This is a genomic window from Gemmobacter megaterium (genome assembly GCF_900156815.1).
Classification (GTDB): Bacteria; Pseudomonadota; Alphaproteobacteria; order Rhodobacterales; family Rhodobacteraceae; genus Wagnerdoeblera; species Wagnerdoeblera megaterium.
Genome location: NZ_FTOT01000001.1, coordinates 335,740 through 355,914 on the forward strand (window position 1 = coordinate 335,740; position 20,175 = coordinate 355,914).

Below are 20,175 nucleotides of genomic sequence, written 5' to 3' on the forward strand. Positions count from 1 at the left end.
TGTCGTGGTGTTGGAACGGCTTGGATCAGAACGGGATTTCGTCGTCGAAATCGGCGCCGCGCCCGCCACCGCCACCGCCACCGCCAAAGCCACCTGGATCGCGGGCCTGGCCGCCTGCACCGCCGCCATAACCGCCCTGTTCGCGGCCACCGCCACCGCCGCCGGAATAGCCGCCCTCGTAGCTGCCGCCACCACCGCCACCGCCGCCTTCGCCACGGCCGTCAAGCAGGGTCAGTTCCCCGCGATAGGGCCGCAGGACGATTTCGGTGCTGTAGCGGTCCTGGCCGGACTGGTCCTGCCATTTGCGGGTTTCCAGCGCGCCTTCGATATAAACCTTGGAGCCTTTGCGCAGGTATTGCTCGGCGATCTTGGCCAGCGGTTCGGAAAAGATGGCGACGGAATGCCATTCGGTGCGTTCCTTGCGTTCGCCCGAGGTGCGGTCGCGCCAGCTTTCCGACGTGGCGATCCGCAGGTTCACCACCTTGCCGCCGTTCTGAAAACTGCGCACTTCGGGATCGCGGCCCAGATTGCCGATGATGATGACCTTGTTGACCGAGCCCGCCATATGCGCTTCCCCTTCCGCTGTGGCCGGGTCAGCCCGGCGTGTTGGCGACGGTATATCCCGGTCGCCCTGTGTCCGCAATCGGCGGTGTCCCGCCTGCGGGTGTCAGGGGTGGCGAAGCGCGTGAAATCGGCTATAGTCCGCGCCGGGACGATTGCGGGTGACGGAACAATGCGGGTTATCTTGCTGGTTGCGGCCATTGCTGGCGTGGGCTTTGGGTCGGGTGCCGCGATGGCACAGGGGTTGAAGCCCGGAACGGCGGCCAAAGGGCGCGAGGCACAGTTTGCCCAGCAGAAAAAGCTGCTCGATACGCGGTTGTCCAAGCAATATGCGAATTCCGTCTCGTTGACGCCGAACGCCAAGAAGAAATCCGTCACCACCTCGACCAGCGGGATGATCCCGCGCTATGCGGGCCGCTACAAGGGCGAGTTCCTGACGACGGCACGCGCGGCCGCACAGCGCCATGGCATCCCCGAGGATCTTTTCCTGCGGCTTGTGCAGCAGGAATCGGGGTTCAACCCGACGGCGGTATCGCCCAAGGGGGCAACGGGGCTGGCACAATTGATGCCGGATACGGCCCGCGGGCTGGGGGTGGATATCAACGATCCGCACCAGAACCTTGATGGTGGTGCGCGCTATCTGAAACAGATGTACGCCCGGTTCGGCAACTGGCGCCATGCGCTGGCGGCCTATAATGCCGGGCCCGAGGCGGTGGCCAAGCACAGCGGCATTCCGCCCTATGCCGAAACACAGGCCTATGTCGTGGCGATCTTGGGGAACTGACGGATGGCGGATCTGACACTCTATGGCATTCCGACCTGCGACACCTGCAAAAAGGCGCAAAAGGCGCTGGCGGCGGCGGGTCACGCGGTGACGTTCCGGGATGTGCGCATGGCGCCGCTGTCCCCGGCAGAGATCGACGAACTGGTGACGGAATTCGGCACCGCGATCATCAACCGGCAATCCACCACTTGGCGGTCGCTGTCGGATTTCCTGCGCGAATCCGAGGCCGATGCCCAGTTGGCGGCGCAGCCGACATTGATGAAGCGCCCGGTGATCCGCGGCCCCGACGGGCTTACGCTTGGCTGGACCCCCGAGATAGCGGCAGGCTACGGCGCCTGAGCGGCGGATCTGGCGGCGTGGCGTCCCGCATCAGGGGCCATCTCCGCGCGCCGCCGCCGCAGGATGGTGCTCAGGCACAGCTCAGGGCATGTGCGCAGCCTAGGGCCGGGTGTCACCCGATCAGTCGGGCCAGCCGTTGCACCGCCAGTTCGTATCCCTGTACGCCGCATCCTGCGATCACCCCTTCGGCCCGCAGGCTGACATAGGAGTGATGGCGGAACGATTCGCGCTTGTGGATATTCGAGACATGCACCTCGATCACCGGCGCCTCGAACGCATTCAGCGCATCCAGCAGCGCGACAGACGTATGGGTGAAGGCGCCGGGATTGATCACGATGCCCGACATCTGCCCGCGCGCCTGATGCACCCGGTCGATCAGTTCGTATTCCCGGTTCGACTGATGCGCGACCAGCGACAGGCCAGCCTCTGCCGCGACCCGTGTACAGGCGGCGACCACATCGGCCAGCGTCTCGTGCCCGTAAATCTCTGGCTGGCGCTGGCCCAGCAGGTTCAGGTTGGGACCGTTCAGCAGCAGGATCTGGCGCATGGCGACCTCCGTGGATCAGGCGCGGGGAATGTCGAAACCGGGCGGCGCGAGGGTAAAGCCGTCAAAGCTGAACCCCGGCGAAACCGTACACGAAACAAGCGTGTAGTCCCCGGTGCTGCGCGCCGCCTGCCAGTGATGCGGCGGCACGATCATCTGCGGCATCTGGTCGGCCAGCACATCCGGCCCCAGTATCCGGTCCTGCGCGGGGCCGGATCCGGTTTGCGCCACCGACAGGATCAGCGGGGCGCCGGCATGATACAGCCAGATCTCGGTGGCATCCACCCGATGCCAGTGGCTGACCTCTCCGGCCTGCAACAGGAACAGGATGGCGGTGCCGATGGGGCGGCCATCGTTCCCGGCCGCCCAGGTCTGGCGATACCATCCGCCTTCGGGATGGGGCGCCAGCCCCAGATGGCGGATGATCGCTTGCGCGGTCACTGGTTCAGCGCCTCAACACCGGGCAGCGGCTTGCCTTCCATCCATTCCAGAAAGGCGCCCCCGGCGGTGGAGATATAGGTGAACCGCTCGGCCACACCGGCCTTGTTCAGCGCGGCCACCGTATCGCCGCCCCCGGCCACAGAGACCAGCCTGCCTGCTGCGGTCAGGTCGGCGGCCTTGGTCGCCGCGGTTCTGGTCGCGCTGTCGAACGGCTCCAGTTCAAAGGCGCCCAGCGGGCCGTTCCAGATCAGCGTGCGGCAGCTTTCGAACACCTGCGCGATATCGGCCACCGCCTGCGGTCCGGCATCCAGGATCATCGCATCGGCGGGACAGGCGGTTGCGGCCACCGTCTCGTGCGGGGCATGGGCGGCAAAGTCGCGTGCCACCACCACATCCCCCGGCAGGTGAATGGTGCAGCCTGCGGCCTTTGCCTTGGCCAGAATCTCGCGCGCCGTATCGGCCATGTCGCGTTCGGCCAGGCTTTTGCCCACTTCGATGCCCTGCGCCACCAGAAAGGTATTGGCCATGCCGCCACCGATCACCAGATGGTTGACCTTGCCGACAAGGTTGCCCAGCAGATCGAGCTTGGTCGATACCTTTGCGCCGCCGACCACCGCGACAACGGGGCGCAGCGGTGTTCCCAGCGCCGCATCCAGCGCCTTGAGTTCGGCCTGCATCTGCCGCCCGGCACAGGCATGGATCAATCGGGCGATCCCGTCGGTCGAGGCATGGGCGCGATGCGCGGCGGAAAACGCGTCATTGACGAACACATCCCCAAGCGCCGCCAGGGCAGCCGCCATCATGGGATCGTTCTTTTCCTCGCCCGGATGGAATCTGGTGTTTTCCAGCAAGACGACATCGCCCGCCTGCATGGCCGAAATCGCCTGTTTTGCCGGGCCGCCGATACAATCCTCGGCAAAGCTCACGCGGTGGCCGGGCAGGGCGGCCTGCAATGCCGGCAGAACCTGGCGCAGGCTCATTCCGGGAACGACCTTGCCCTTGGGGCGGTCGAAATGGGCCAGCAGCACCGGGCGGCCCCCCTTGGCGATCACGTCCTTGATGGTCGGGACGATCTTTTCGATCCGGGTCGCATCGGTCACGCGGCCGTTTTCCACCGGCACGTTGATGTCCACCCGGACAAGCACCGTCTTGTCCTTGAGGTCCATGTCGTCGAGAGTTTTCCAGGCCATCGCATCCTCCGGGTCCGGTCGGCCCCTAATCCCAAGGGATCGCGGCAACGTCAACCGCTTTGGCCTTTTCCTTGGGCGGACTTCCCCCTAGTGTCGCGCGCGAGCATACAGGAGGCACGAATGGCCGAGATCAAGGATCCCGAAAACACCATCATCGTCACGCTGAAGGACGGCGACGTGGTGATCGAACTGCTGACGGCGGTGGCGCCCAAGCATTCCGAACGCATGAAGGAACTGGCGCGCGCCGGTGCCTATGACGGTGTGGTGTTCCACCGCGTGATCGACGGCTTCATGGCCCAGACCGGCGATGTGGAAAACGGCAACGCCGATCAGCCCTCGTTCAACATCCGCCGTGCGGGCACGGGTGGCAGCGACCTGCCCGATCTGCCGGCCGAATTTTCCAAGCTGCCGCATGACCGGGGCACGCTGGGGGCCGCGCGTTCGTCGAACCCGAACAGCGCGAACAGCCAGTTCTTCATCAATTTCAAGGACAACCATTTCCTGAACGGACAATACACCGTCTATGGCCGGGTGCTGTCGGGCATGGAATTCGTGGACAAGATCGTGCGTGGCGAGCCGCCGGCCAGCCCCGACAAGATGATCAAGGTCCGGGTGGCTGCGGATGCGTAAGGTTCTGGGCGCGTTTATCGCGCTGGGGCTGATGTCGGGTGCGGCGCTGGCCGGGCCGAAGCTGGCGATCGAGGTCCAGGGCGATGCCAATGGCACCGTGGTCATCGAATTGCGCGACGATCTGGCCCCCGGCCATGTCGCGCGCATCGTGAGCCTGGCGAAAGACGGCGCCTATGACGGTGTGGCCTTTCACCGCGTGATCGAAGGCTTCATGGCCCAGACCGGCGATGTCGAATTCGGCAAGGGCGCCGATCTGTCGCGCGCGGGTATGGGCGGCTCGAAGCTGCCGGATCTGAAGGCCGAGTTCAGCACCGCGCCGTTCGAGCGCGGCGTGGTCGGCATGGCCCGGTCGTCGAGCCCCAACAGTGCGAACAGCCAGTTCTTCATCATGTTCGCGCCTGCGCCGCATCTGAACGGGCAGTATACCGTTGTCGGGCAGGTGGTGTCGGGCATGGAGGTCGTGGACAGCATCAAGCGCGGCGGCGGCCAGTCCGGTGCGGTGCGTGGCACACCGGATGTCATGGCGAAAGTCACTGTACAGGAGTGACGGAGAGGCGGGGGCCGCCGCCCCCGCACCCCCGCTTCAAGGGGAGCGTTCACGCCCCCCTTGAAAATCCCCCCGAGGGTATTTCGGGCAAGATGAAAGCCTTAGTCCCCCTGTCGCGCCGGTATGGCCGGAGCGGGGGCGTTGCTGACGGCTTCGGCTGCGATGATCCGCGCGATCTGGTCGCAATCGTCAAGGCTGAAGGTCAGCGGCAGGCGCATGTCGATCAATCCGGCCAGCACGGCATCGGTTTTCGGCAGCGCCTGTTCGGGGGCGTAGCGCCAGCTGTGATGGCTGGAGGTGAAGCCGGCCGGAGTGCGGCGGCCGAACCATTTGAGCTCTACCCCACGGGCGAAGCAGCGGGCCAGGAACCCGTCGATCCAGGGTCCATCCCGACCGGGCAGCAGGAACTGGAAGGACGAGCCGACGAACAGCTCCTGCGGCGGGCGCGGGATGGTGTGCAGGCCGGGGATCCCTTGCAGCCCGGCCTCCAGCCTGTCGTGGCGCAGACGCCAGCGGGCGGTGCGGTCGGCCAGAAGCGGGATTTGCGGGCGCAAGATGGCAGCGCGCAGATTGTCCATCCGGGACGAGACATTGGGGATGTCTTCGCGGAGCGTGGCATAGGCGTCGGGCCCAGGGGCCGCGCGGTGGCGGTCATAGAGCATGTAGCTGCCCGACAGGAGCACCATGCGCGCCATCAGATCGGCATCATCCGTGACGATCAGCCCGCCTTCGCCCGAATTCATGTGCTTGTAGGTCTGGGTGGAATAGCAGCCCGCAAGGCCGTGGCGCCCCGAGGGCGTGCCGTTCCAGGCCGCCCCCATGGTATGGGCGCAATCCTCGATTACGCGGAGGCCGGCGCCCTCGGCGATCGGCATCAGGGCCTCCATGTCCACGAGATGGCCGCGCATATGGCTGAGCAGCAGAACCATGCCGGGCCGCGCCTTGGCTGCCAGATCCGCGAGGTCGATGGTCAGCGCAGGCGTGGTCTCGACGAACACCGGCACCGCCCCCAACGCGGCAATCGCGCCGGGGACCGGGGCCAGCGTGAAGGCATTGGTCAGAACCGAACTGCCCGGTCCCACGCCTGCCGCCCGCATCGCCAGCCGCATCGCTGCCCCGCCCGAGGCAACGGCGAGGCAGTAGCGGGCGCCGGTGAAGGTTGCGAATTCCTCCTCCAGCGCGGCGGTTTCGGCGATCTCACCGGCTGCGGTGTTGTAGCGATGCAGGCGGCCATGGCGCATCACCGCCACGGCGGCGGCGATGGCCTCGTCCGGGATCGGTTCCTGCTGGGTGAAGCTGCCGGTGAATATCTCAGCCATGGCGCAGATCCCGGATGGTCCACAGATAGAGCAGCAGCGTCAGCGCGAGGATGCCACCTGCCAGGAAATAGGCGGCATCCGGCGTTTGCCATACCGCATTCGGCGCCATGAAATAGGCAAAGACCTGGGTGAAGGCCACGGTTCCGGCCAGCATCGCCACGTTCATCACCGCCGAAATGCCGCCCTGCAGTTCGCCTTGGGCATTTTCCGGCACCACCTTGGACATCAGCGCCATGAGCATCGGGTGTACGAACCCTTCGGGCCCATGCACCAGCATCAGCAGGACCACCGCGCCCAGCGTGCCGACAAAGCCGTATCCGGTGGCGGCGATCACCGCGCAGACCAAGCCGGCCACGGCCACCCGCACCTCGCCCCAGCGCGCCACGGCAGGGCCGGTGAGCAGCCCCTGGAACCCGGCCATGATCAACCCGAAGACCGCCAGGGTCAGGCCCACGATCGCCTCGGACCAGCCGAATTTCGCCATACCCCAGAACGCCCAGATCGCCGGATAGACCGCCGAGGCGAAGAAGAACAGGAACAGCACGCCGCACATCGGGATCACGCCCGGATAGCTGCGAAACACTGCAAACACCCCGAAGGGATTGGCGCGGTACCATTCGAACCGGCGCCGGTTGGCCGGTGCCAGCGTTTCGGGCAGCACGAACCAGCCATAGACGAAGTTCAGGAATGAAATCCCCGCCGCAGCCCAGAACGGCACACGTGGGCCAAGCTCGCCCAGCAGGCCGCCGATGGCCGGGCCGATCACGAATCCCACGCCAAAGGCCGCGCCCATCAGGCCAAAGGCCTTGGCCCTGCCTTCGGGCGGGGTGACATCGGCGATATAGGCATTGGCAATGACCCAGGACGATCCGCAGACCCCCGCCAGCACCCGACCCACGAACAGCCACATCAGCGAGGGCGCCCAGGCCGACAGCACATAGTCCAGCCCCAGACCGAAGATGGCCAGCAGCAGCAGCGGGCGCCGCCCGAAACTGTCGGACAGGTTGCCGACCAGCGGCGCGCACAGGAACTGGGCCATGGAAAAGGCAAAGAACATCCAGCCTGCGATGGTCGCCGCCTCGGCCAGCCCGACATGCCCCACCTCTTCGATCAACGAGGGCAGGACGGGAATGATGATGCCAAAGCCGACCATGTCCAGCAGCACGGTGATCAGCACAAAGATAAAGGCATGGCGCGTGACCGGCGGTGCGACCGGCGGCAGATCGGGCGGCGAGAGCGTGTGCATGGTTCAGACCCGGTCGACAAAGGGCGCAACGACGCTGCGCAGCGTGGCATAGTCGTGTAACAGCCCCTCGGGCTCCAGCCGCGTAACGCCCGCGCCTTCGGGGCCGAAGGTGACCAGCACAACGGGGACATTCGCGGCACGGCCGGTCCGGCGGTCGGTCTCGGTATCGCCGATCAGCACGGCACGGGACGGGTCGCCCCCGACCCCGGAAATCGCATGGAACAGTGGCGCCGGGTCGGGCTTGCGCACCGCCAGCGTGTTGGCCCCGACCATCACCCCGAACAGGTCGCGCACCCCCAGCCGTTGCAGCAGCTTTTCGGCCAGATGGTCCGGTTTGTTGGTGCAGATGCCGACAGCGATTCCGTCGGAGCGCAGCGCCTGCACGGCATCCAGCGCGCCGGGGTACAGCCGCGTATGCGTGTCGATCGCGCCGTCATAGGCCTCCAGCAAGACCGGATACCGGCGCGAGATCTCCTCCTCGTCCCAGCCCAGCCCCAGCCGCGTCGCCCCCAGCCGCAGCATCGCGCGCCCGCCCAGAAAGGCGGTCAGCGCATCGTCCGCCGCCAGCGGCGCCCCGTGACCGGCCAGATCGAAAGCGGCATTTGCCGCTGCCAGCAGGTCGGCCGAGGTATCGGCCAATGTGCCGTCCAGATCGAAGATCACAGTGCGCATAGGCGACCCCTTTGTCACATTGGGAAAGACGGCGTGAGGCCCCGCCCCCTTGCGGTGCCGCCTCCGACGGGTAGAACGGGGACGAGCAAATGAAAAGGCCCCCCGAATGGCGCTGTCCCTGATTATCCTTGCCGCCGGCCAAGGCACCCGCATGAACTCCGACCTGCCCAAGGTGCTGCACCCTCTGGCCGGCGCCCCGCTGGTGGTCCACGCCATGGCCGCAGGTCGCGCACTCGATCCCGAACGGATCGTCGTCGTCGCGGGTCATGGCGCGGCGCAGGTGACACAGGCCGTGCAGGAATTCGACCCGGAGGCCCAGGTGGTGCTGCAAGACGAACAGCTTGGCACGGCCCATGCCGTGGCCCAGGCGCGCGGCCATCTGGGGCAGGGCGATGCGGTGGTCCTCTATGGCGATACCCCCTTCATCACCCCCGAAACGCTGGAACGCCTTGTCGCGGCGCGCCGGCAGCATGATGTGGTGGTCCTGGGGTTCCGCGCGCTGGATCCGGGCCGGTATGGCCGTCTTGTCACCAGCGGCGAAGATCTGCTGGCCATCGTCGAATGGAAGGACGCAAGCCCCGAGGAACGCGAGATCGAACTGTGCAACTCCGGCGTGCTCGCCGCCGATGCCGGGCTGCTGTTCGATCTGATCGACCAGGTGGGCAATGCCAATGCCGCCGGCGAATACTATCTGACCGATATCGTGGGCCTGGCGCGCGCCCGCGGCCTGTCGGCCGGCGTGGTGCTCTGCGACGAGGCGGAAACGCTGGGCATCAACACCCGGACCGAACTGGCCGCCGCCGAAGCCGCCTTCCAGATCCGCAAGCGCGCGGAACTGCTGGAGACCGGCGTGACGATGCAGGCCGCCGATACCGTGTTCCTGGCCTATGACACGATCATCGGACGGGATGCCGTCATCGGGCCCAATGTTGTGTTCGGCCCGCGTGTCACCGTCGAATCGGGCGCCGAGATCCGCGCCTTCTGCCATCTCGAAGGCTGCCACATCAGCCGCGGCGCCACGGTCGGTCCCTTTGCCCGCCTGCGTCCCGGTGCCGAACTGGCAGAAGATGTCCATGTCGGCAATTTCGTCGAGATCAAGAACGCCATCCTGGACGAGGGGGTAAAGGTCGGCCACCTGACCTACCTTGGCGATGCCACGGTGGGGGAACACACCAACATTGGCGCGGGAACTGTGACGTGCAATTACGACGGGGTGATGAAACACCGCACCACCATCGGCAGACAGGCGTTCATCGGCTCGGATACCATGCTGGTCGCCCCCGTCACCATCGGCGATGGCGCACTGACCGCCAGCGGCTCCGTCATCACGATGGATGTCCCGTCCGGGGCGCTTGCGGTCGGCCGCACCCGCCAGGTGAACAAACCCGGCCTTGCCACACGCCTGTTCGAAAAACTGCGCGCCCTCAAGGCGGCACGGGGATGATCCCCTTTCATCTTGCTTCAAATACCCCGCGGGGGTCCGGGGGCGCGCAGCCCCCGGTCCGCCACCTGCCACAACAGACCGGAGGTCAGTGAATGTGCGGCATCGTCGGAGTGCTTGGCGACCACGAGGTTGCGCCCCTGCTGGTGGAATCGCTCAAGCGGCTGGAATATCGCGGATATGATTCCGCCGGGATCGCCACGGTGGATCAGGGCCGTCTGGACCGCCGCCGCGCGGTGGGCAAGCTGGTGAACCTTTCGGACCTTCTGGTCCACGCGCCGCTGACCGGCAAGGCCGGCATCGGCCATACCCGCTGGGCCACTCATGGTGCGGCCACCGTGGTCAATGCCCATCCGCATCGCGCAGGCCGCGTTGCCATCGTCCACAACGGAATCATCGAGAATTTCAAGGAGTTGCGGGACGAGCTTGCCCTTGATGGCTATCAGCCCGAATCCCAGACCGATACCGAAACCGTCGCGCTTCTGACGCGGCGCTACATGGAACAGGGGGCTTCCCCGCGCGAGGCGGCGGCCAGGACGCTTGCCCGTCTGCACGGCGCCTTTGCCCTGTGCTTCCTGTTCGAAGGCGAGGACGATCTTCTGATCGCCGCGCGCAAGGGCTCGCCGCTGGCCATCGGTCATGGCGATGGCGAAATGTTCGTGGGATCCGACGCGATCGCGCTTGCGCCCCTGACCGACCGCATCACCTATCTCGAAGAGGGCGATCGCGCCGAGGTCACGCGCGCCGGCGCCGTGATCTATGATGCGCAGGGGCGGCTTGCCAACCGCGCGCAGACCCGCATCCAGATCGACTCGGTCCGGGTGGAAAAGGGCGGGTATCGCCATTTCATGATGAAGGAAATCGCCGAACAGCCGGTGGTTCTGGCTGATGCGCTGCGCCATTATCTCTCTGCCGACCGCAGCGGGCTGCGCCTGCCGGACGAGGTGGATTTCACCGGCGTGTCCCGTTTGGTCCTTGTGGCCTGCGGGACGGCGAACATCGCCTGTCAGGTGGCAAAATACTGGTTCGAACAGCTCGCAGGGCTGCCCTGCGATGTCGATATCGCCTCGGAATTCCGCTACCGCGATCCTGTGCTGGATTCGGCATCCTGGGCGGTGTTTGTCAGCCAGTCGGGGGAAACCGCCGACACCCTGGCCGCGTTGCGCCACGCACAGGACAAGGTGGCGCGCACGCTGGCGGTGGTGAATGTGCCCACCTCCTCCATGGCGCGCGAGGCCGGGCTGGCGCTGCCGATCCTGGCCGGAATAGAGGTCGGCGTGGCCTCTACCAAGGCATTCACCAACCAGCTTCTGGTTCTGGCGCTGCTGGCGCTCAAGGCCGGGATGGATCGCGGGCGGCTGGACGCGGCGGCAGTGGCCGAGCATCTGGCCAGCCTGAACAGCCTGCCGGGCCTGATGAACCATGCCGTCGGGCTGGATGACGAGATTCGCGTCCTGGCCAATGATCTGGCCAAGGCGCAGGACGTGCTGTTCATGGGGCGCGGCCCGATGTATCCACTTGCCCTTGAAGGTGCGCTGAAACTCAAGGAAATCAGCTACATCCATGCCGAAGGATATGCCTCGGGCGAACTCAAGCATGGCCCCATCGCCTTGATCGACGCCAATGTTCCGGTCGTCGTTCTGGCCCCCCGCGATGCCTTGTTCGAAAAGACCGTGTCGAACATGCAAGAGGTGATGGCACGCCATGGCAAGGTGGTGTTGCTGTCGGATCGCGCGGGGCTGGCGCAAGCGGGGGATGGCGTCTGGAGCGGCCTGGCAATGCCCGAAGTGCCTGCGCTGCTGGCGCCCATCCTCTATGCTGTGCCCGCGCAACTGCTGGCCTATCATACCGCCGTGGCCAAGGGCACCGATGTGGATCAGCCAAGAAATCTGGCGAAATCCGTGACAGTGGAATAGCTTGTGTCGCTTTCTTCAGAAAATGGTTCACCCGTGACCCCGGCCGAGGCCCGCGCATTGCTCGAGTCGATGGCCGATCCGGTCAAGGCCAGCGAGATGGCCGCCTATCACAAGATCGGGCGGCCCTATCTTGGCATTCCGGTTCCGCAGATCGACATGCTGGCGCGGGGCTGGCGCCAGAGCCTGTCGCTCGACGCCCGTCTTGGGCTGGCGGCGGCGCTGTGGGACATGGGGGTCCATGAAACCATGGTGATGGCGGCCAAGCTGCTGGAACAGGCCCGTATCCGCCCCGACGACTCGGGGGCATGGGCGCTTGTCGCGGGCTGGGCCGAGACGTTCGAGGGCTGGGCAACCGCCGATCACGCCAGCATCGCGGGGCAAAAGCGGCTGGTTGCCGATCCGTCGCGTCTGGGCACCGTGGCGGGCTGGACGACCCATCCCAACATGTGGACCCGTCGCGCCGCGCTTGTGATGACGTTGCCCTGGGCCAAGATGAACAACCCCAAACCGCAGGATCTGGAGATCCGCGAGACGGTGCTGGGCTGGGCCGCCGGATATGCGCCGGACCGCGACTGGTTCATCCAGAAATCCATTGCCTGGTGGGTGCGCGACCTGTCGCGCCACGATCCCGACCGCAGCCGCGCCTTTCTGGCGGCGCATGGCGACGGTCTCAAGCCCTTTGCCCGCAAGGAGGCCGGGCGCCACCTCTAGCCTACAGGAAATCCGCCTCGGCATCCGAGACGTCGATCCCCAGCAAATCCAGACCGGATTCCAGATTCTCTGACAGATGCGGCATCCCGGCCAGATAATGCGCTGTCGGTGTCGTCGCTTCGGCAAAGGCGGTTTCCACCGCTGCGGCATAGTCCTCGGGCTCGAACGCGCCACGGCCGACCCAGGCGATGGCCGTCAGATGCGCCTGTTCATCGGCGTTCAGCGCGTCGATGAAGGCTTTCATCTCGCCCGCCCCGGCCTGCCCCTCGCGGGCCAGGAACAGGACATGTATCACCTTGTCGATGCCGATCTCGATCATGGGGCCCTCCGCGACTGTCCCAGAGTGTCCGCCTGTTCCCCGCCGGATGCAAGAGCATCCGGCCGCCCGCCTGCACCATGCGCACGTTTCGCGCGGCCCCCGATATCCTCGGGGGCAGTGCGCCCCCGCTGCGATCTGTCCTGCGCGGCGGCTTGCCGCAGGGGATTGGCCGCACAGGGCCACGCTGCTATCGGGGGACATCCTCGGTGGAGTTCCAGATGGCCAGTTCCCAACCTCCCGCCTTTCGCAACCAGGCCCGGACCGGGATGTTTCGCCGGACCCCTCCGGCGATCTTTCCGCCGGTCATGGGCCTGTTCGGCCTGGGGCTGGCCTGGCGGCGGGGGGCAGAGGTTGCAGGTCTTCCGGGGGGCATCGCCGAGGCGGTGCTGGGGGCGGTGACGCTGCTCTATCTCTTCATGCTGCTCGCCTATCTGGCCAAGGTGGCCCGGCGCCCCGGTGTCGTTGCCGAGGATTTGCGCATCCTGCCGGGCCGGGCGGGGCTGGCGGCGGCCAACCTGTCGGCGATGCTGCTGGCGGCGGCGCTGGTTCCCTATGCGCCGGGGCTTGCGCGGGCGGTCCTTGCCGTGGCGGCCCTGTCCCATGTCGTCCTGGGGCTGGCCATCCTGCGGCTGTTCCTGACCGGCCCCGACGAGGCGCGGGTCATCACGCCGGTGTGGCATCTGACCTATGTCGGCTATATCTTGGCGCCGCTGGCGTTGGTCCCGCTGGGCCATGACGGGCTGGCACGGGCCATCCTGTATCTGGCCATTCCGGTGGCTCTGGCGATCTGGGCGGTCAGCCTGCGCCAGCTTGTCACCCGCATTCCGCCTGCACCGCTGCGCCCGTTGCTGGCCATTCATCTGGCCCCGGCCAGCCTGTTTGCCACCGTGGCCGCCATGCTGGAGATGCCGATGCTGGCGACCGGGTCTCTGGGTCTTGCCGTGGTGATCCTGTCGGGGCTGCTGCTTTTTGGCCGCTGGGTGACGCAGGCGGGGTTCTCGGCGCTTTGGGGGGCCTTTACCTTTCCGCTGGCCGCCTGCACCTCGGCGCTGCTGGCGAATGGCTGGGCGGTGCCGGGGCTGATCCTGCTGGCGGCGTCCACGGGGATCATCCTGCCGATCGCCTTCAAGGTGGTGCAAGCCTGGGCCAAGGGTGGCCTTGCGATCAAGACCAACGCCGCCCAAGCCTAGATCAGCGCCACCCAGTTGCGTGCAAGCTGCAATCCTGCCGCATCGGCTGCGGCCCCGTGGAGCGTTTCGGTTTCGGGATAGCGGCGGTCCCAATCCGGGTCTGTCGCACGGAACACATGGCTGAAGCCGCGGTTCCAGTCGGCCACCACGGCACGCGAGGCCTCGAAATGGAACTGGGTGCCATAACAGGCGCGACCCATGCGAAAGGCCTGGGCCGGTGCGGCTGCACTGGTCGCCAGATGGATGGCGCCGGGCGGCAGATCGAAGGTATCGGAATGCAGTTGCATGATGCGAAAGCTGCCGTCCAGCCCGGCAAACAGCGGATCGGCCCGGCCTTCCGGGCGCAGGTCAACCCGGCACCAGCCAGCCTCGGGCGCGGCGCCCAGCCGGTTCACCCCGCCAAAGGCCCGTGCCATCAGTTGCGCGCCAAGGCAGATGCCCAGCACCGCCTTGTCCTGCGCCGCGAACTGGCGGATTCGCGCGGCAAGATCGGGCAGGTAGGGATGGCTGTGGTCATCGGTCGCCGCCTGTTCGCCGCCAAAGACGACCAGCGCGTCATAGCTGCCGGGGTCGGGCAGGGCGCCATCAGACCAAGGCGTATACAGCCCGATCCGCGCGGCGGCCTCGTGCAGGGCGACGCCGACCTGGCCATGGTGGGTAAAGGTGGTGTTCTCGACGATGGCGATGCGCATGGGGGTTCCGCTGTGACTGGTGCAGATGAACCATGGCCCGCGCGGACGGGCAAGGGGGTTTGCCGCATGGCGGATCCGGCGTCATTGCCCCTTGCGCTTTCTTGCCGGGCGTGAAAGGGGGAACCGCCAAACGAACAACTCCGAGGAGGCCCCCATGGAGATTCGCGAGGCACTTACCTTTGACGACGTGCTTCTGGTTCCGGCTGCATCCAGCGTGCTGCCCTCTGACGCCGATACGTCGACGCATGTCACCCGCGCGATCCGCCTGAACATTCCGCTGCTGTCCAGCGCGATGGATACCGTGACCGAAGGGCGCATGGCGATTGCCATGGCCCAGGTCGGCGGCATGGGCGTTGTGCACCGCAACCTTGGCATCGAGGAACAGGCGCGCGAGGTCAGCCGGGTCAAGCGGTTCGAATCCGGTGTGGTCTATGCCCCGATCACCCTGCGGGCCGATCAGACGTTGGCGGATGCCAAGGTGCTGATGGATCGCTACAACATCACCGGCTTTCCGGTCGTGGATGACAGGGGCCGCGTCGTGGGCATCGTGACCAACCGCGACATGCGCTTTGCCAGCGACGACAAGACGCCGGTTTCGGTGATGATGACGGCTGACAATCTGGCCATCCTGCGCGAGCCGGTGGACCGGGACGAGGCGATCAGCCTGATGAAGGCGCGGCGCATCGAAAAGCTGCTGGTGACGGACGGGCAGGGCAAGCTGACCGGCCTGCTGACGCTGAAGGATACCGAGAAATCGGTGCTCAATCCGCAGGCCTGCAAGGACGACCTGGGCCGGCTGCGCGTGGCCGCAGCCTCGACCGTGGGGAACGAAGGATTCGAGCGGTCCAAGGCGCTGATCGAGGCCGGGGTGGACATGGTGGTGATCGACACCGCGCATGGCCATTCCGAAGGCGTCGCCATGGCGGTCGAGCGGATCAAGAACTTTTCCAATTCGGTTCAGGTGGTTGCCGGGAACGTGGCCACGGCCGAGGCGACGCGGGCGCTGATCCGCGCTGGTGCGGATGCGGTCAAGGTCGGCATCGGTCCCGGTTCGATCTGCACCACGCGGATTGTGGCGGGTGTGGGCGTGCCGCAGTTGACCGCGATCATGGATGCGGCGGGCGCGGCAGGGGATATTCCGGTGATCGCCGATGGCGGCATCAAATATTCCGGCGATTTTGCCAAGGCGATTGCTGCGGGGGCGTCCTGCGCCATGGTCGGATCGGCCGTGGCGGGCACGGACGAGTCGCCCGGCGAGGTGATCCTGTGGAACGGCCGCAGCTACAAGAGCTATCGCGGCATGGGCAGTCTGGGGGCAATGGCGCGCGGATCGGCTGATCGCTACTTCCAGAAGGATGCCGCCAGCGACAAGCTGGTTCCCGAAGGGATCGAGGGTCAGGTGCCCTACAAGGGGCCGGTGGCAACCGTGGTGCATCAGATGGTCGGCGGTCTGCGTGCGGCCATGGGCTATACCGGCAACCGGACGGTGCCCGAGATGCGGGCCAACTGCTCGTTCGTGCGCATCACCAACGCGGGCCTGAAGGAAAGCCATGTCCATGACGTGCAGATCACCCGCGAAAGCCCGAACTACCGCGCGGGTTGATCCCTCGGTGGCGCCCGCGCCCCGCACCCGGCTGGCGAAGCGCCATTCGCCAGCCTTGGCGCCCCGGTCCGGCCGTCGGAACGGCCGGACACAGGACCGGCCGCCATGCGCAAAAATCTGCCGAACCCTTGGGCTGAGTGCCCGGATTCCATGCACTCTTTTCAAGAACATATGTGACAGCGCGGCGAAAATCATGCTATCAGTGCAGCATCTTATTGGTGTTGATCTATTGGTAGACTCGTCTGCACCCGGATCTGGCAAGGCAGGATGGTAAATGTCACCTAACCCGCTTCGTGCGCTTTTCGACTTGCGGCGCACGCACAAGCGCATTTTACAGGTTCTGGCCGACACGCTGCTATTGTCCGCCAGTTTTGTGCTGGCCATGCTGCTGCGCACCGAAAGCTTTGAATTCATCAGCGACCCGAAGGTCTGGGCCGCGCTGGTCGCGGCGCTGCCGGTCACGCTGATCCTGTTCGTCAAGCTTGGATTCTACCGCGCCGTGATCCGCTACATGGGGTTGCGCGCGCTGATCACCATCCTGAACGGTGTCGCGGCCAGCGCCTTGGCCGTCTCCGCGATGATCGTCTGGCTGGACCTGCCGATTCCCTCGACCGTGCCGGTGATCTATGCGGTGCTGGCCATGTGTACCGTGGGGGGCATCCGGTTTGCGCTGCGGGCGATCTATCAGCGCACCCATTCGCGCGACAAGACCCGTGTGATCATCTATGGCGCCGGACAATCGGGGCGCCAGACCGCGCATTCGATGTGGCAGGGGATGGAACATACCACCGTCGCCTTTGTCGATGACAATCCCGATCTCTGGGGCAGCCAGATCGCCGGATTGCGTGTCTTTGCCCCGTCCGAACTTGAACGTCTGGTGCGCGATTACGGGGCCAAGGTGCTGTTGCTGGCCATGCCATCGGCCAGCCGTGCCGCGCGCGCGGCCATTCTGAAGCGGCTGGAACATCTGCCCATTCGCGTTCAGACCATTCCGGGCATGGCAGAGCTTGTCACCGGCAAGCACAAGGTGAACGAGATCACCGAAGTCTCGGTCGAGGATTTGCTGGGCCGCGATCCGGTTCCGCCGGATCCGGCGCTGATGGCGGCCAACATTCGCGACAAGGCCGTCATGGTGACGGGGGCAGGCGGATCCATCGGGGCGGAGTTGTGCCGCCAGATCCTGCGCCAGCGTCCCAAGGTTCTGGTGCTGTTCGAACAGTCGGAATTCGCCCTGTTCGAGATCGGGCAGGAACTGTCGGCCATCCGCAAGGGCGGCGGGCTGAACACCCGTCTTGTGCAGGTGCTTGGAACAGTGCGCGATCGCGCGCGCATGGAAAATCTGATGCGGCGTCACGGGGTAGAAACCATCTATCACGCGGCAGCCTACAAGCATGTCCCCATGGTGGAGGACAATGCGGTTCAGGGGCTGGCCAACAACCTGTTCGGCACCCTGGCCTGCGCGCAGGCTGCGGTGGCCGCCGGGGTCGAAAGCTTTACCCTGATCTCGACCGACAAGGCCGTGCGGCCGACCAATGTGATGGGCGCGTCGAAACGCCTTGCCGAACTGGTCTGCCAGGCGCTGGCCCATGATGGCGGGCGCACCCGGTTCTCGATGGTGCGGTTCGGCAATGTGCTGGGCTCGTCCGGCTCTGTCATTCCGTTGTTCCGCCGCCAGATCGCCGCAGGCGGGCCGGTCACGGTGACGCACCGCGAGATCATGCGCTATTTCATGACCATCGGAGAGGCGGCGCAACTGGTGATCCAGGCCAGCGCCCTGGCCGAAGGCGGCAAGGGCGGCGATGTGTTCCTGCTGGACATGGGCGAGCCGGTCAAGATCGCAGAGCTTGCCGCCCGCATGATCCGGCTGTCCGGCTTTGCCCCGGTGATTGAAGGCGACAGTGCCGCGCGCAAGGCGGCGGCGGTTGCCGATGTCATCCCCATCGTCTTCACGGCGCCGCGTCGGGGCGAAAAGCTGTTCGAGGAACTGTTCATCGGCACCGTCAGCGAGCCGACCCGGCATTCGCGCATCCTGATGGCAACCGAAACCTCGCTGGATTGGGTTCGGTTATCGGCACTGCTGAACGACCTGCAAGCGGCCTGCGATGCCGATGACGAACAGGAATTGCGCCGCCTGCTGTCAGATGCGCCGATCGGCTTTGCCCCGCGCCGTGCAGGTGCAGCCCCCGTCAGATCCGATGCTGCCGCGACCACCGCCACCCCGGCTGCCGCTGCGGCGCAGCCCGCGCCGGTCAACGCGCTTTTGCAAAGCGGGGCTGCCGGGGGCTGACCCCGGCCCCGCGCTGGGACTGCGCGCCCGCCTGGGCTGGCAGGTGAGGACCAATCCCTGCCAGCCCATGACATGCGCTGATGTCAGGTGATCACATCAGGTTCCGTGCGCCCGGTGTGGCGGGCGATCCCGGCCAGCGCCTCTGCGGCGGCGATCACCGGGGCAAGCATGGTGCGAGTCTCGGTCTCGAACTGGTCAGGATCGTTGCAGGGCCATTCCAGATACAGCCGCAGCGTCGCGCCTTCGGTTCCGGTGCCCGACAGCCGCAGCACGAACCGCGCGCCGCCCTCGAACAGAACCCGCAGCCCCTGACCTGTGGTGACAGAGCCATCGACCGGATCGGCGTAGGCAAAGTCGTCCGCCGCCACGATGCGCAGCCCACCGGCCGATCTGCCGGGCAGGCTGTCCAACTGGCCGCGCAACTCTGCCATCACCGCTTCGGCCTGGGCTACGGGCAACGCCTCGTAATCGTGGCGCGAATAGAAGACGCGCCCGAACCGTCGCCAATGCGCGGCCAACAGCGCGTCCACGCCCTGGCCAGTTGCCGCCAGGATGTTCAGCCACAGCAACACGGCCCAGAGCCCGTCCTTTTCGCGGACATGATCTGACCCGGTGCCAAAGCTCTCTTCGCCGCAGATCGTCGCCCTGCCGGCATCCAGCAGCGTGCCAAAGAACTTCCATCCGGTCGGCGTTTCATGCGCCTCGATCCCCAGCGCCTCGGCCACGCGGTCGGCGGCCGTAGAGGTGGGCATCGACCGGGCAATCCCCTTGATCCCGCCAGAGTAGCCGGGGGCCAGATGGGCATGGGCCGCCAGGACCGCCAGCGAATCCGAGGGGGTCACATAGATGCCACGCCCCAGCACCATGTTGCGATCGCCGTCGCCGTCCGAGGCGGCGCCGAAATCCGGCCCCTCGGGCGACATCATCCGCTCGTAGAGATCCGAGGCCCATGTCGGGTTCGGGTCCGGGTGCATCCCGCCGAAATCGGGTAGGGGAACGGCATTCACCACCGACCCCGGTGCCGCGCCCAGTCGGCGTTCCAGAATTTCCACCGCATAGGGGCCGGTGACGGCGCACATCGCGTCAAATCGCAGGGTAAACCCGCCCGCGATCATCCGCGCGATGGCGGGAAAGTCGAACAGCCGCTCCATCAGTTCGGCATAGTCGAGAACCGGATCGACCACCTGCACGACCATGCCGTCCAGCAGGGTTTCGCCCAGCCGGTCGAGGTCCGGGGCCGGGGCGTCGGAGATACGGTATCCGGTCAGGGTTTCGCTGGCCGCATGAATTGCCGCCGTCACCGCCTCGGGGGCGGGGCCTCCATTGGCGATGTTGTATTTGACACCGAAATCCCCGGTCTCGCCGCCGGGATTGTGGCTGGCCGACAGGATGATCCCGCCATCCGCCCCGTTCAGCCGGATAAGGTGCGAGGCCGCCGGGGTGGACAGCAGCCCGCCCTGGCCAAGGATGACCCGTGCCACACCATTCGCTGCCGCCATCCGCAGGATGACAGCCGCTGCCTCGCGCCCGAAGAACCGGCCATCGCCCCCCAGCACCAGCACCTTGCCCGGCGCGTCGATGGCCTCAAAGATCGCCTGGACAAAGCACTCCAGATAATGCGGCGCGCGGAATTGCGCGGTTTTCTTGCGCAGGCCCGAAGTGCCGGGCTTCTGCCCCGCAAAGGGGCCAGCGGTGACAGTCATGCTGGTCATCGGAAATCTCCCGTCGTGAACCGGCGCGACC

At 66.2% G+C, this 20,175-nt stretch carries 20 protein-coding genes; 10 read left to right on the forward strand and 10 right to left on the reverse strand.

Translation table 11 applies throughout. The annotated features are described in order from the left end of the window. Positions 1-25 precede the first annotated feature (25 nt). The gene (ssb, locus tag BW970_RS01570; RefSeq protein ID WP_076528029.1) at positions 26-565 is read right to left on the reverse strand and encodes a single-stranded DNA-binding protein; all 540 of its coding nucleotides are present in this window, start codon (positions 563-565) and stop codon (positions 26-28) included. A gap of 168 nt (positions 566-733) precedes the next feature. Between ssb and BW970_RS01575 the strand changes: the two genes are divergently transcribed. Further along, a complete protein-coding gene (locus BW970_RS01575) occupies positions 734-1,345 on the forward strand; it encodes a lytic transglycosylase domain-containing protein (RefSeq protein ID WP_076528032.1) in 612 nt (203 codons plus the stop codon). A 3-nt stretch (positions 1,346-1,348) separates the two neighbouring features. Further along, positions 1,349-1,684 (forward strand): ArsC/Spx/MgsR family protein, encoded by a 336-nt coding sequence (locus BW970_RS01580; RefSeq protein ID WP_229740423.1) that lies wholly within the window; start codon positions 1,349-1,351, stop codon positions 1,682-1,684. Between the two features lie 112 nt (positions 1,685-1,796). Here BW970_RS01580 and aroQ read toward each other — a convergent pair whose 3' ends face one another. The 3 genes from aroQ to BW970_RS01595 are packed head-to-tail and all read right to left on the reverse strand — an operon-like array spanning position 1,797 to position 3,859. After that, on the reverse strand, positions 1,797-2,231 hold the full coding sequence (gene aroQ / locus BW970_RS01585) for a type II 3-dehydroquinate dehydratase (RefSeq protein WP_076528034.1): 435 nt from the start codon (positions 2,229-2,231) through the stop codon (positions 1,797-1,799). Between the two features lie 15 nt (positions 2,232-2,246). Continuing rightward, on the reverse strand, positions 2,247-2,669 hold the full coding sequence (locus BW970_RS01590) for a cupin domain-containing protein (RefSeq protein ID WP_076528037.1): 423 nt from the start codon (positions 2,667-2,669) through the stop codon (positions 2,247-2,249). Continuing rightward, positions 2,666-3,859 (reverse strand): phosphoglycerate kinase, encoded by a 1,194-nt coding sequence (locus tag BW970_RS01595; RefSeq protein WP_076528039.1) that lies wholly within the window; start codon positions 3,857-3,859, stop codon positions 2,666-2,668. The genes BW970_RS01590 and BW970_RS01595 overlap by 4 nt, the downstream gene beginning before the upstream one ends. A 120-nt stretch (positions 3,860-3,979) precedes the next feature. On the opposite strand from BW970_RS01595, the gene BW970_RS01600 reads away from it, so the two are divergent. Together BW970_RS01600 and BW970_RS01605 are read left to right on the forward strand one after the other, a co-directional pair. Then, positions 3,980-4,489, forward strand: a complete 510-nt coding sequence (locus BW970_RS01600; protein WP_076528041.1) for a peptidylprolyl isomerase — start codon at positions 3,980-3,982, stop codon at positions 4,487-4,489. After that, complete coding sequence (locus BW970_RS01605) at positions 4,482-5,036, forward strand: peptidylprolyl isomerase (protein ID WP_076528042.1); 555 nt, start codon at positions 4,482-4,484, stop codon at positions 5,034-5,036. Before BW970_RS01600 ends, BW970_RS01605 begins: the two co-directional genes overlap by 8 nt. A 101-nt stretch (positions 5,037-5,137) precedes the next feature. Here BW970_RS01605 and BW970_RS01610 read toward each other — a convergent pair whose 3' ends face one another. From BW970_RS01610 to BW970_RS01620, 3 genes are read right to left on the reverse strand one after another with little or no spacing between them, the layout of a single operon-like run. Continuing rightward, the gene (locus BW970_RS01610; protein ID WP_076528044.1) at positions 5,138-6,355 is read right to left on the reverse strand and encodes a DegT/DnrJ/EryC1/StrS family aminotransferase; all 1,218 of its coding nucleotides are present in this window, start codon (positions 6,353-6,355) and stop codon (positions 5,138-5,140) included. Beyond that, positions 6,348-7,601, reverse strand: a complete 1,254-nt coding sequence (locus BW970_RS01615) for a TCR/Tet family MFS transporter (RefSeq protein WP_083701091.1) — start codon at positions 7,599-7,601, stop codon at positions 6,348-6,350. The genes BW970_RS01610 and BW970_RS01615 overlap by 8 nt, the downstream gene beginning before the upstream one ends. Before the next feature lie 3 nt (positions 7,602-7,604). Further along, positions 7,605-8,273, reverse strand: coding sequence for an HAD-IA family hydrolase (locus tag BW970_RS01620; RefSeq protein ID WP_076528046.1), 669 nt, complete (start codon positions 8,271-8,273; stop codon positions 7,605-7,607). Positions 8,274-8,379: 106 nt separating this feature from the next. Between BW970_RS01620 and glmU the strand changes: the two genes are divergently transcribed. From glmU to BW970_RS01635, 3 genes are all read left to right on the forward strand, one after another. Then, a complete protein-coding gene (gene glmU, locus BW970_RS01625) occupies positions 8,380-9,717 on the forward strand; it encodes a bifunctional UDP-N-acetylglucosamine diphosphorylase/glucosamine-1-phosphate N-acetyltransferase GlmU (protein ID WP_076528048.1) in 1,338 nt (445 codons plus the stop codon). A 92-nt stretch (positions 9,718-9,809) separates the two neighbouring features. Beyond that, positions 9,810-11,630, forward strand: a complete 1,821-nt coding sequence (gene glmS, locus BW970_RS01630; RefSeq protein WP_076528050.1) for a glutamine--fructose-6-phosphate transaminase (isomerizing) — start codon at positions 9,810-9,812, stop codon at positions 11,628-11,630. Between the two features lie 33 nt (positions 11,631-11,663). Beyond that, complete coding sequence (locus BW970_RS01635; protein ID WP_076528052.1) at positions 11,664-12,341, forward strand: DNA alkylation repair protein; 678 nt, start codon at positions 11,664-11,666, stop codon at positions 12,339-12,341. Position 12,342: 1 nt separating this feature from the next. Here BW970_RS01635 and BW970_RS01640 read toward each other — a convergent pair whose 3' ends face one another. Then, positions 12,343-12,660, reverse strand: coding sequence for a DUF3775 domain-containing protein (locus BW970_RS01640; RefSeq protein ID WP_076528054.1), 318 nt, complete (start codon positions 12,658-12,660; stop codon positions 12,343-12,345). Between the two features lie 218 nt (positions 12,661-12,878). Between BW970_RS01640 and BW970_RS01645 the strand changes: the two genes are divergently transcribed. After that, the gene (locus tag BW970_RS01645; protein WP_076529150.1) at positions 12,879-13,850 is read left to right on the forward strand and encodes a TDT family transporter; all 972 of its coding nucleotides are present in this window, start codon (positions 12,879-12,881) and stop codon (positions 13,848-13,850) included. On the opposite strand, the gene BW970_RS01650 is transcribed toward BW970_RS01645, so the two are convergent. Continuing rightward, positions 13,847-14,542, reverse strand: coding sequence for a type 1 glutamine amidotransferase (locus tag BW970_RS01650; protein ID WP_076528056.1), 696 nt, complete (start codon positions 14,540-14,542; stop codon positions 13,847-13,849). The genes BW970_RS01645 and BW970_RS01650 overlap by 4 nt on opposite strands. A 154-nt stretch (positions 14,543-14,696) precedes the next feature. Here BW970_RS01650 and guaB point away from each other — a divergent pair, with 154 nt between their 5' ends. Together guaB and BW970_RS01660 are read left to right on the forward strand one after the other, a co-directional pair. After that, the gene (guaB, locus tag BW970_RS01655) at positions 14,697-16,145 is read left to right on the forward strand and encodes an IMP dehydrogenase (RefSeq protein ID WP_076528058.1); all 1,449 of its coding nucleotides are present in this window, start codon (positions 14,697-14,699) and stop codon (positions 16,143-16,145) included. A gap of 274 nt (positions 16,146-16,419) precedes the next feature. Beyond that, on the forward strand, positions 16,420-18,432 hold the full coding sequence (locus BW970_RS01660) for a polysaccharide biosynthesis protein (protein ID WP_076528060.1): 2,013 nt from the start codon (positions 16,420-16,422) through the stop codon (positions 18,430-18,432). Positions 18,433-18,515: 83 nt separating this feature from the next. Here BW970_RS01660 and BW970_RS01665 read toward each other — a convergent pair whose 3' ends face one another. Next, complete coding sequence (locus BW970_RS01665; RefSeq protein WP_076528062.1) at positions 18,516-20,144, reverse strand: alpha-D-glucose phosphate-specific phosphoglucomutase; 1,629 nt, start codon at positions 20,142-20,144, stop codon at positions 18,516-18,518. Positions 20,145-20,175 lie beyond the last annotated feature (31 nt).

Coding starts and splice junctions, on each gene's coding strand:
- ssb (WP_076528029.1), bottom strand. CDS start 565: ATGGCGGGCTCGGTCAACAAGGTCATCATCATCGGCAATCTGGGCCGC.
- BW970_RS01575 (WP_076528032.1), top strand. CDS start 734: ATGCGGGTTATCTTGCTGGTTGCGGCCATTGCTGGCGTGGGCTTTGGG.
- BW970_RS01580 (WP_229740423.1), top strand. CDS start 1,349: ATGGCGGATCTGACACTCTATGGCATTCCGACCTGCGACACCTGCAAA.
- aroQ (WP_076528034.1), bottom strand. CDS start 2,231: ATGCGCCAGATCCTGCTGCTGAACGGTCCCAACCTGAACCTGCTGGGC.
- BW970_RS01595 (WP_076528039.1), bottom strand. CDS start 3,859: ATGGCCTGGAAAACTCTCGACGACATGGACCTCAAGGACAAGACGGTG.
- BW970_RS01600 (WP_076528041.1), top strand. CDS start 3,980: ATGGCCGAGATCAAGGATCCCGAAAACACCATCATCGTCACGCTGAAG.
- BW970_RS01605 (WP_076528042.1), top strand. CDS start 4,482: ATGCGTAAGGTTCTGGGCGCGTTTATCGCGCTGGGGCTGATGTCGGGT.
- BW970_RS01610 (WP_076528044.1), bottom strand. CDS start 6,355: ATGGCTGAGATATTCACCGGCAGCTTCACCCAGCAGGAACCGATCCCG.
- BW970_RS01615 (WP_083701091.1), bottom strand. CDS start 7,601: ATGCACACGCTCTCGCCGCCCGATCTGCCGCCGGTCGCACCGCCGGTC.
- BW970_RS01620 (WP_076528046.1), bottom strand. CDS start 8,273: ATGCGCACTGTGATCTTCGATCTGGACGGCACATTGGCCGATACCTCG.
- glmU (WP_076528048.1), top strand. CDS start 8,380: ATGGCGCTGTCCCTGATTATCCTTGCCGCCGGCCAAGGCACCCGCATG.
- glmS (WP_076528050.1), top strand. CDS start 9,810: ATGTGCGGCATCGTCGGAGTGCTTGGCGACCACGAGGTTGCGCCCCTG.
- BW970_RS01640 (WP_076528054.1), bottom strand. CDS start 12,660: ATGATCGAGATCGGCATCGACAAGGTGATACATGTCCTGTTCCTGGCC.
- BW970_RS01645 (WP_076529150.1), top strand. CDS start 12,879: ATGGCCAGTTCCCAACCTCCCGCCTTTCGCAACCAGGCCCGGACCGGG.
- BW970_RS01650 (WP_076528056.1), bottom strand. CDS start 14,542: ATGCGCATCGCCATCGTCGAGAACACCACCTTTACCCACCATGGCCAG.
- guaB (WP_076528058.1), top strand. CDS start 14,697: ATGGAGATTCGCGAGGCACTTACCTTTGACGACGTGCTTCTGGTTCCG.
- BW970_RS01660 (WP_076528060.1), top strand. CDS start 16,420: ATGTCACCTAACCCGCTTCGTGCGCTTTTCGACTTGCGGCGCACGCAC.
- BW970_RS01665 (WP_076528062.1), bottom strand. CDS start 20,144: ATGACCAGCATGACTGTCACCGCTGGCCCCTTTGCGGGGCAGAAGCCC.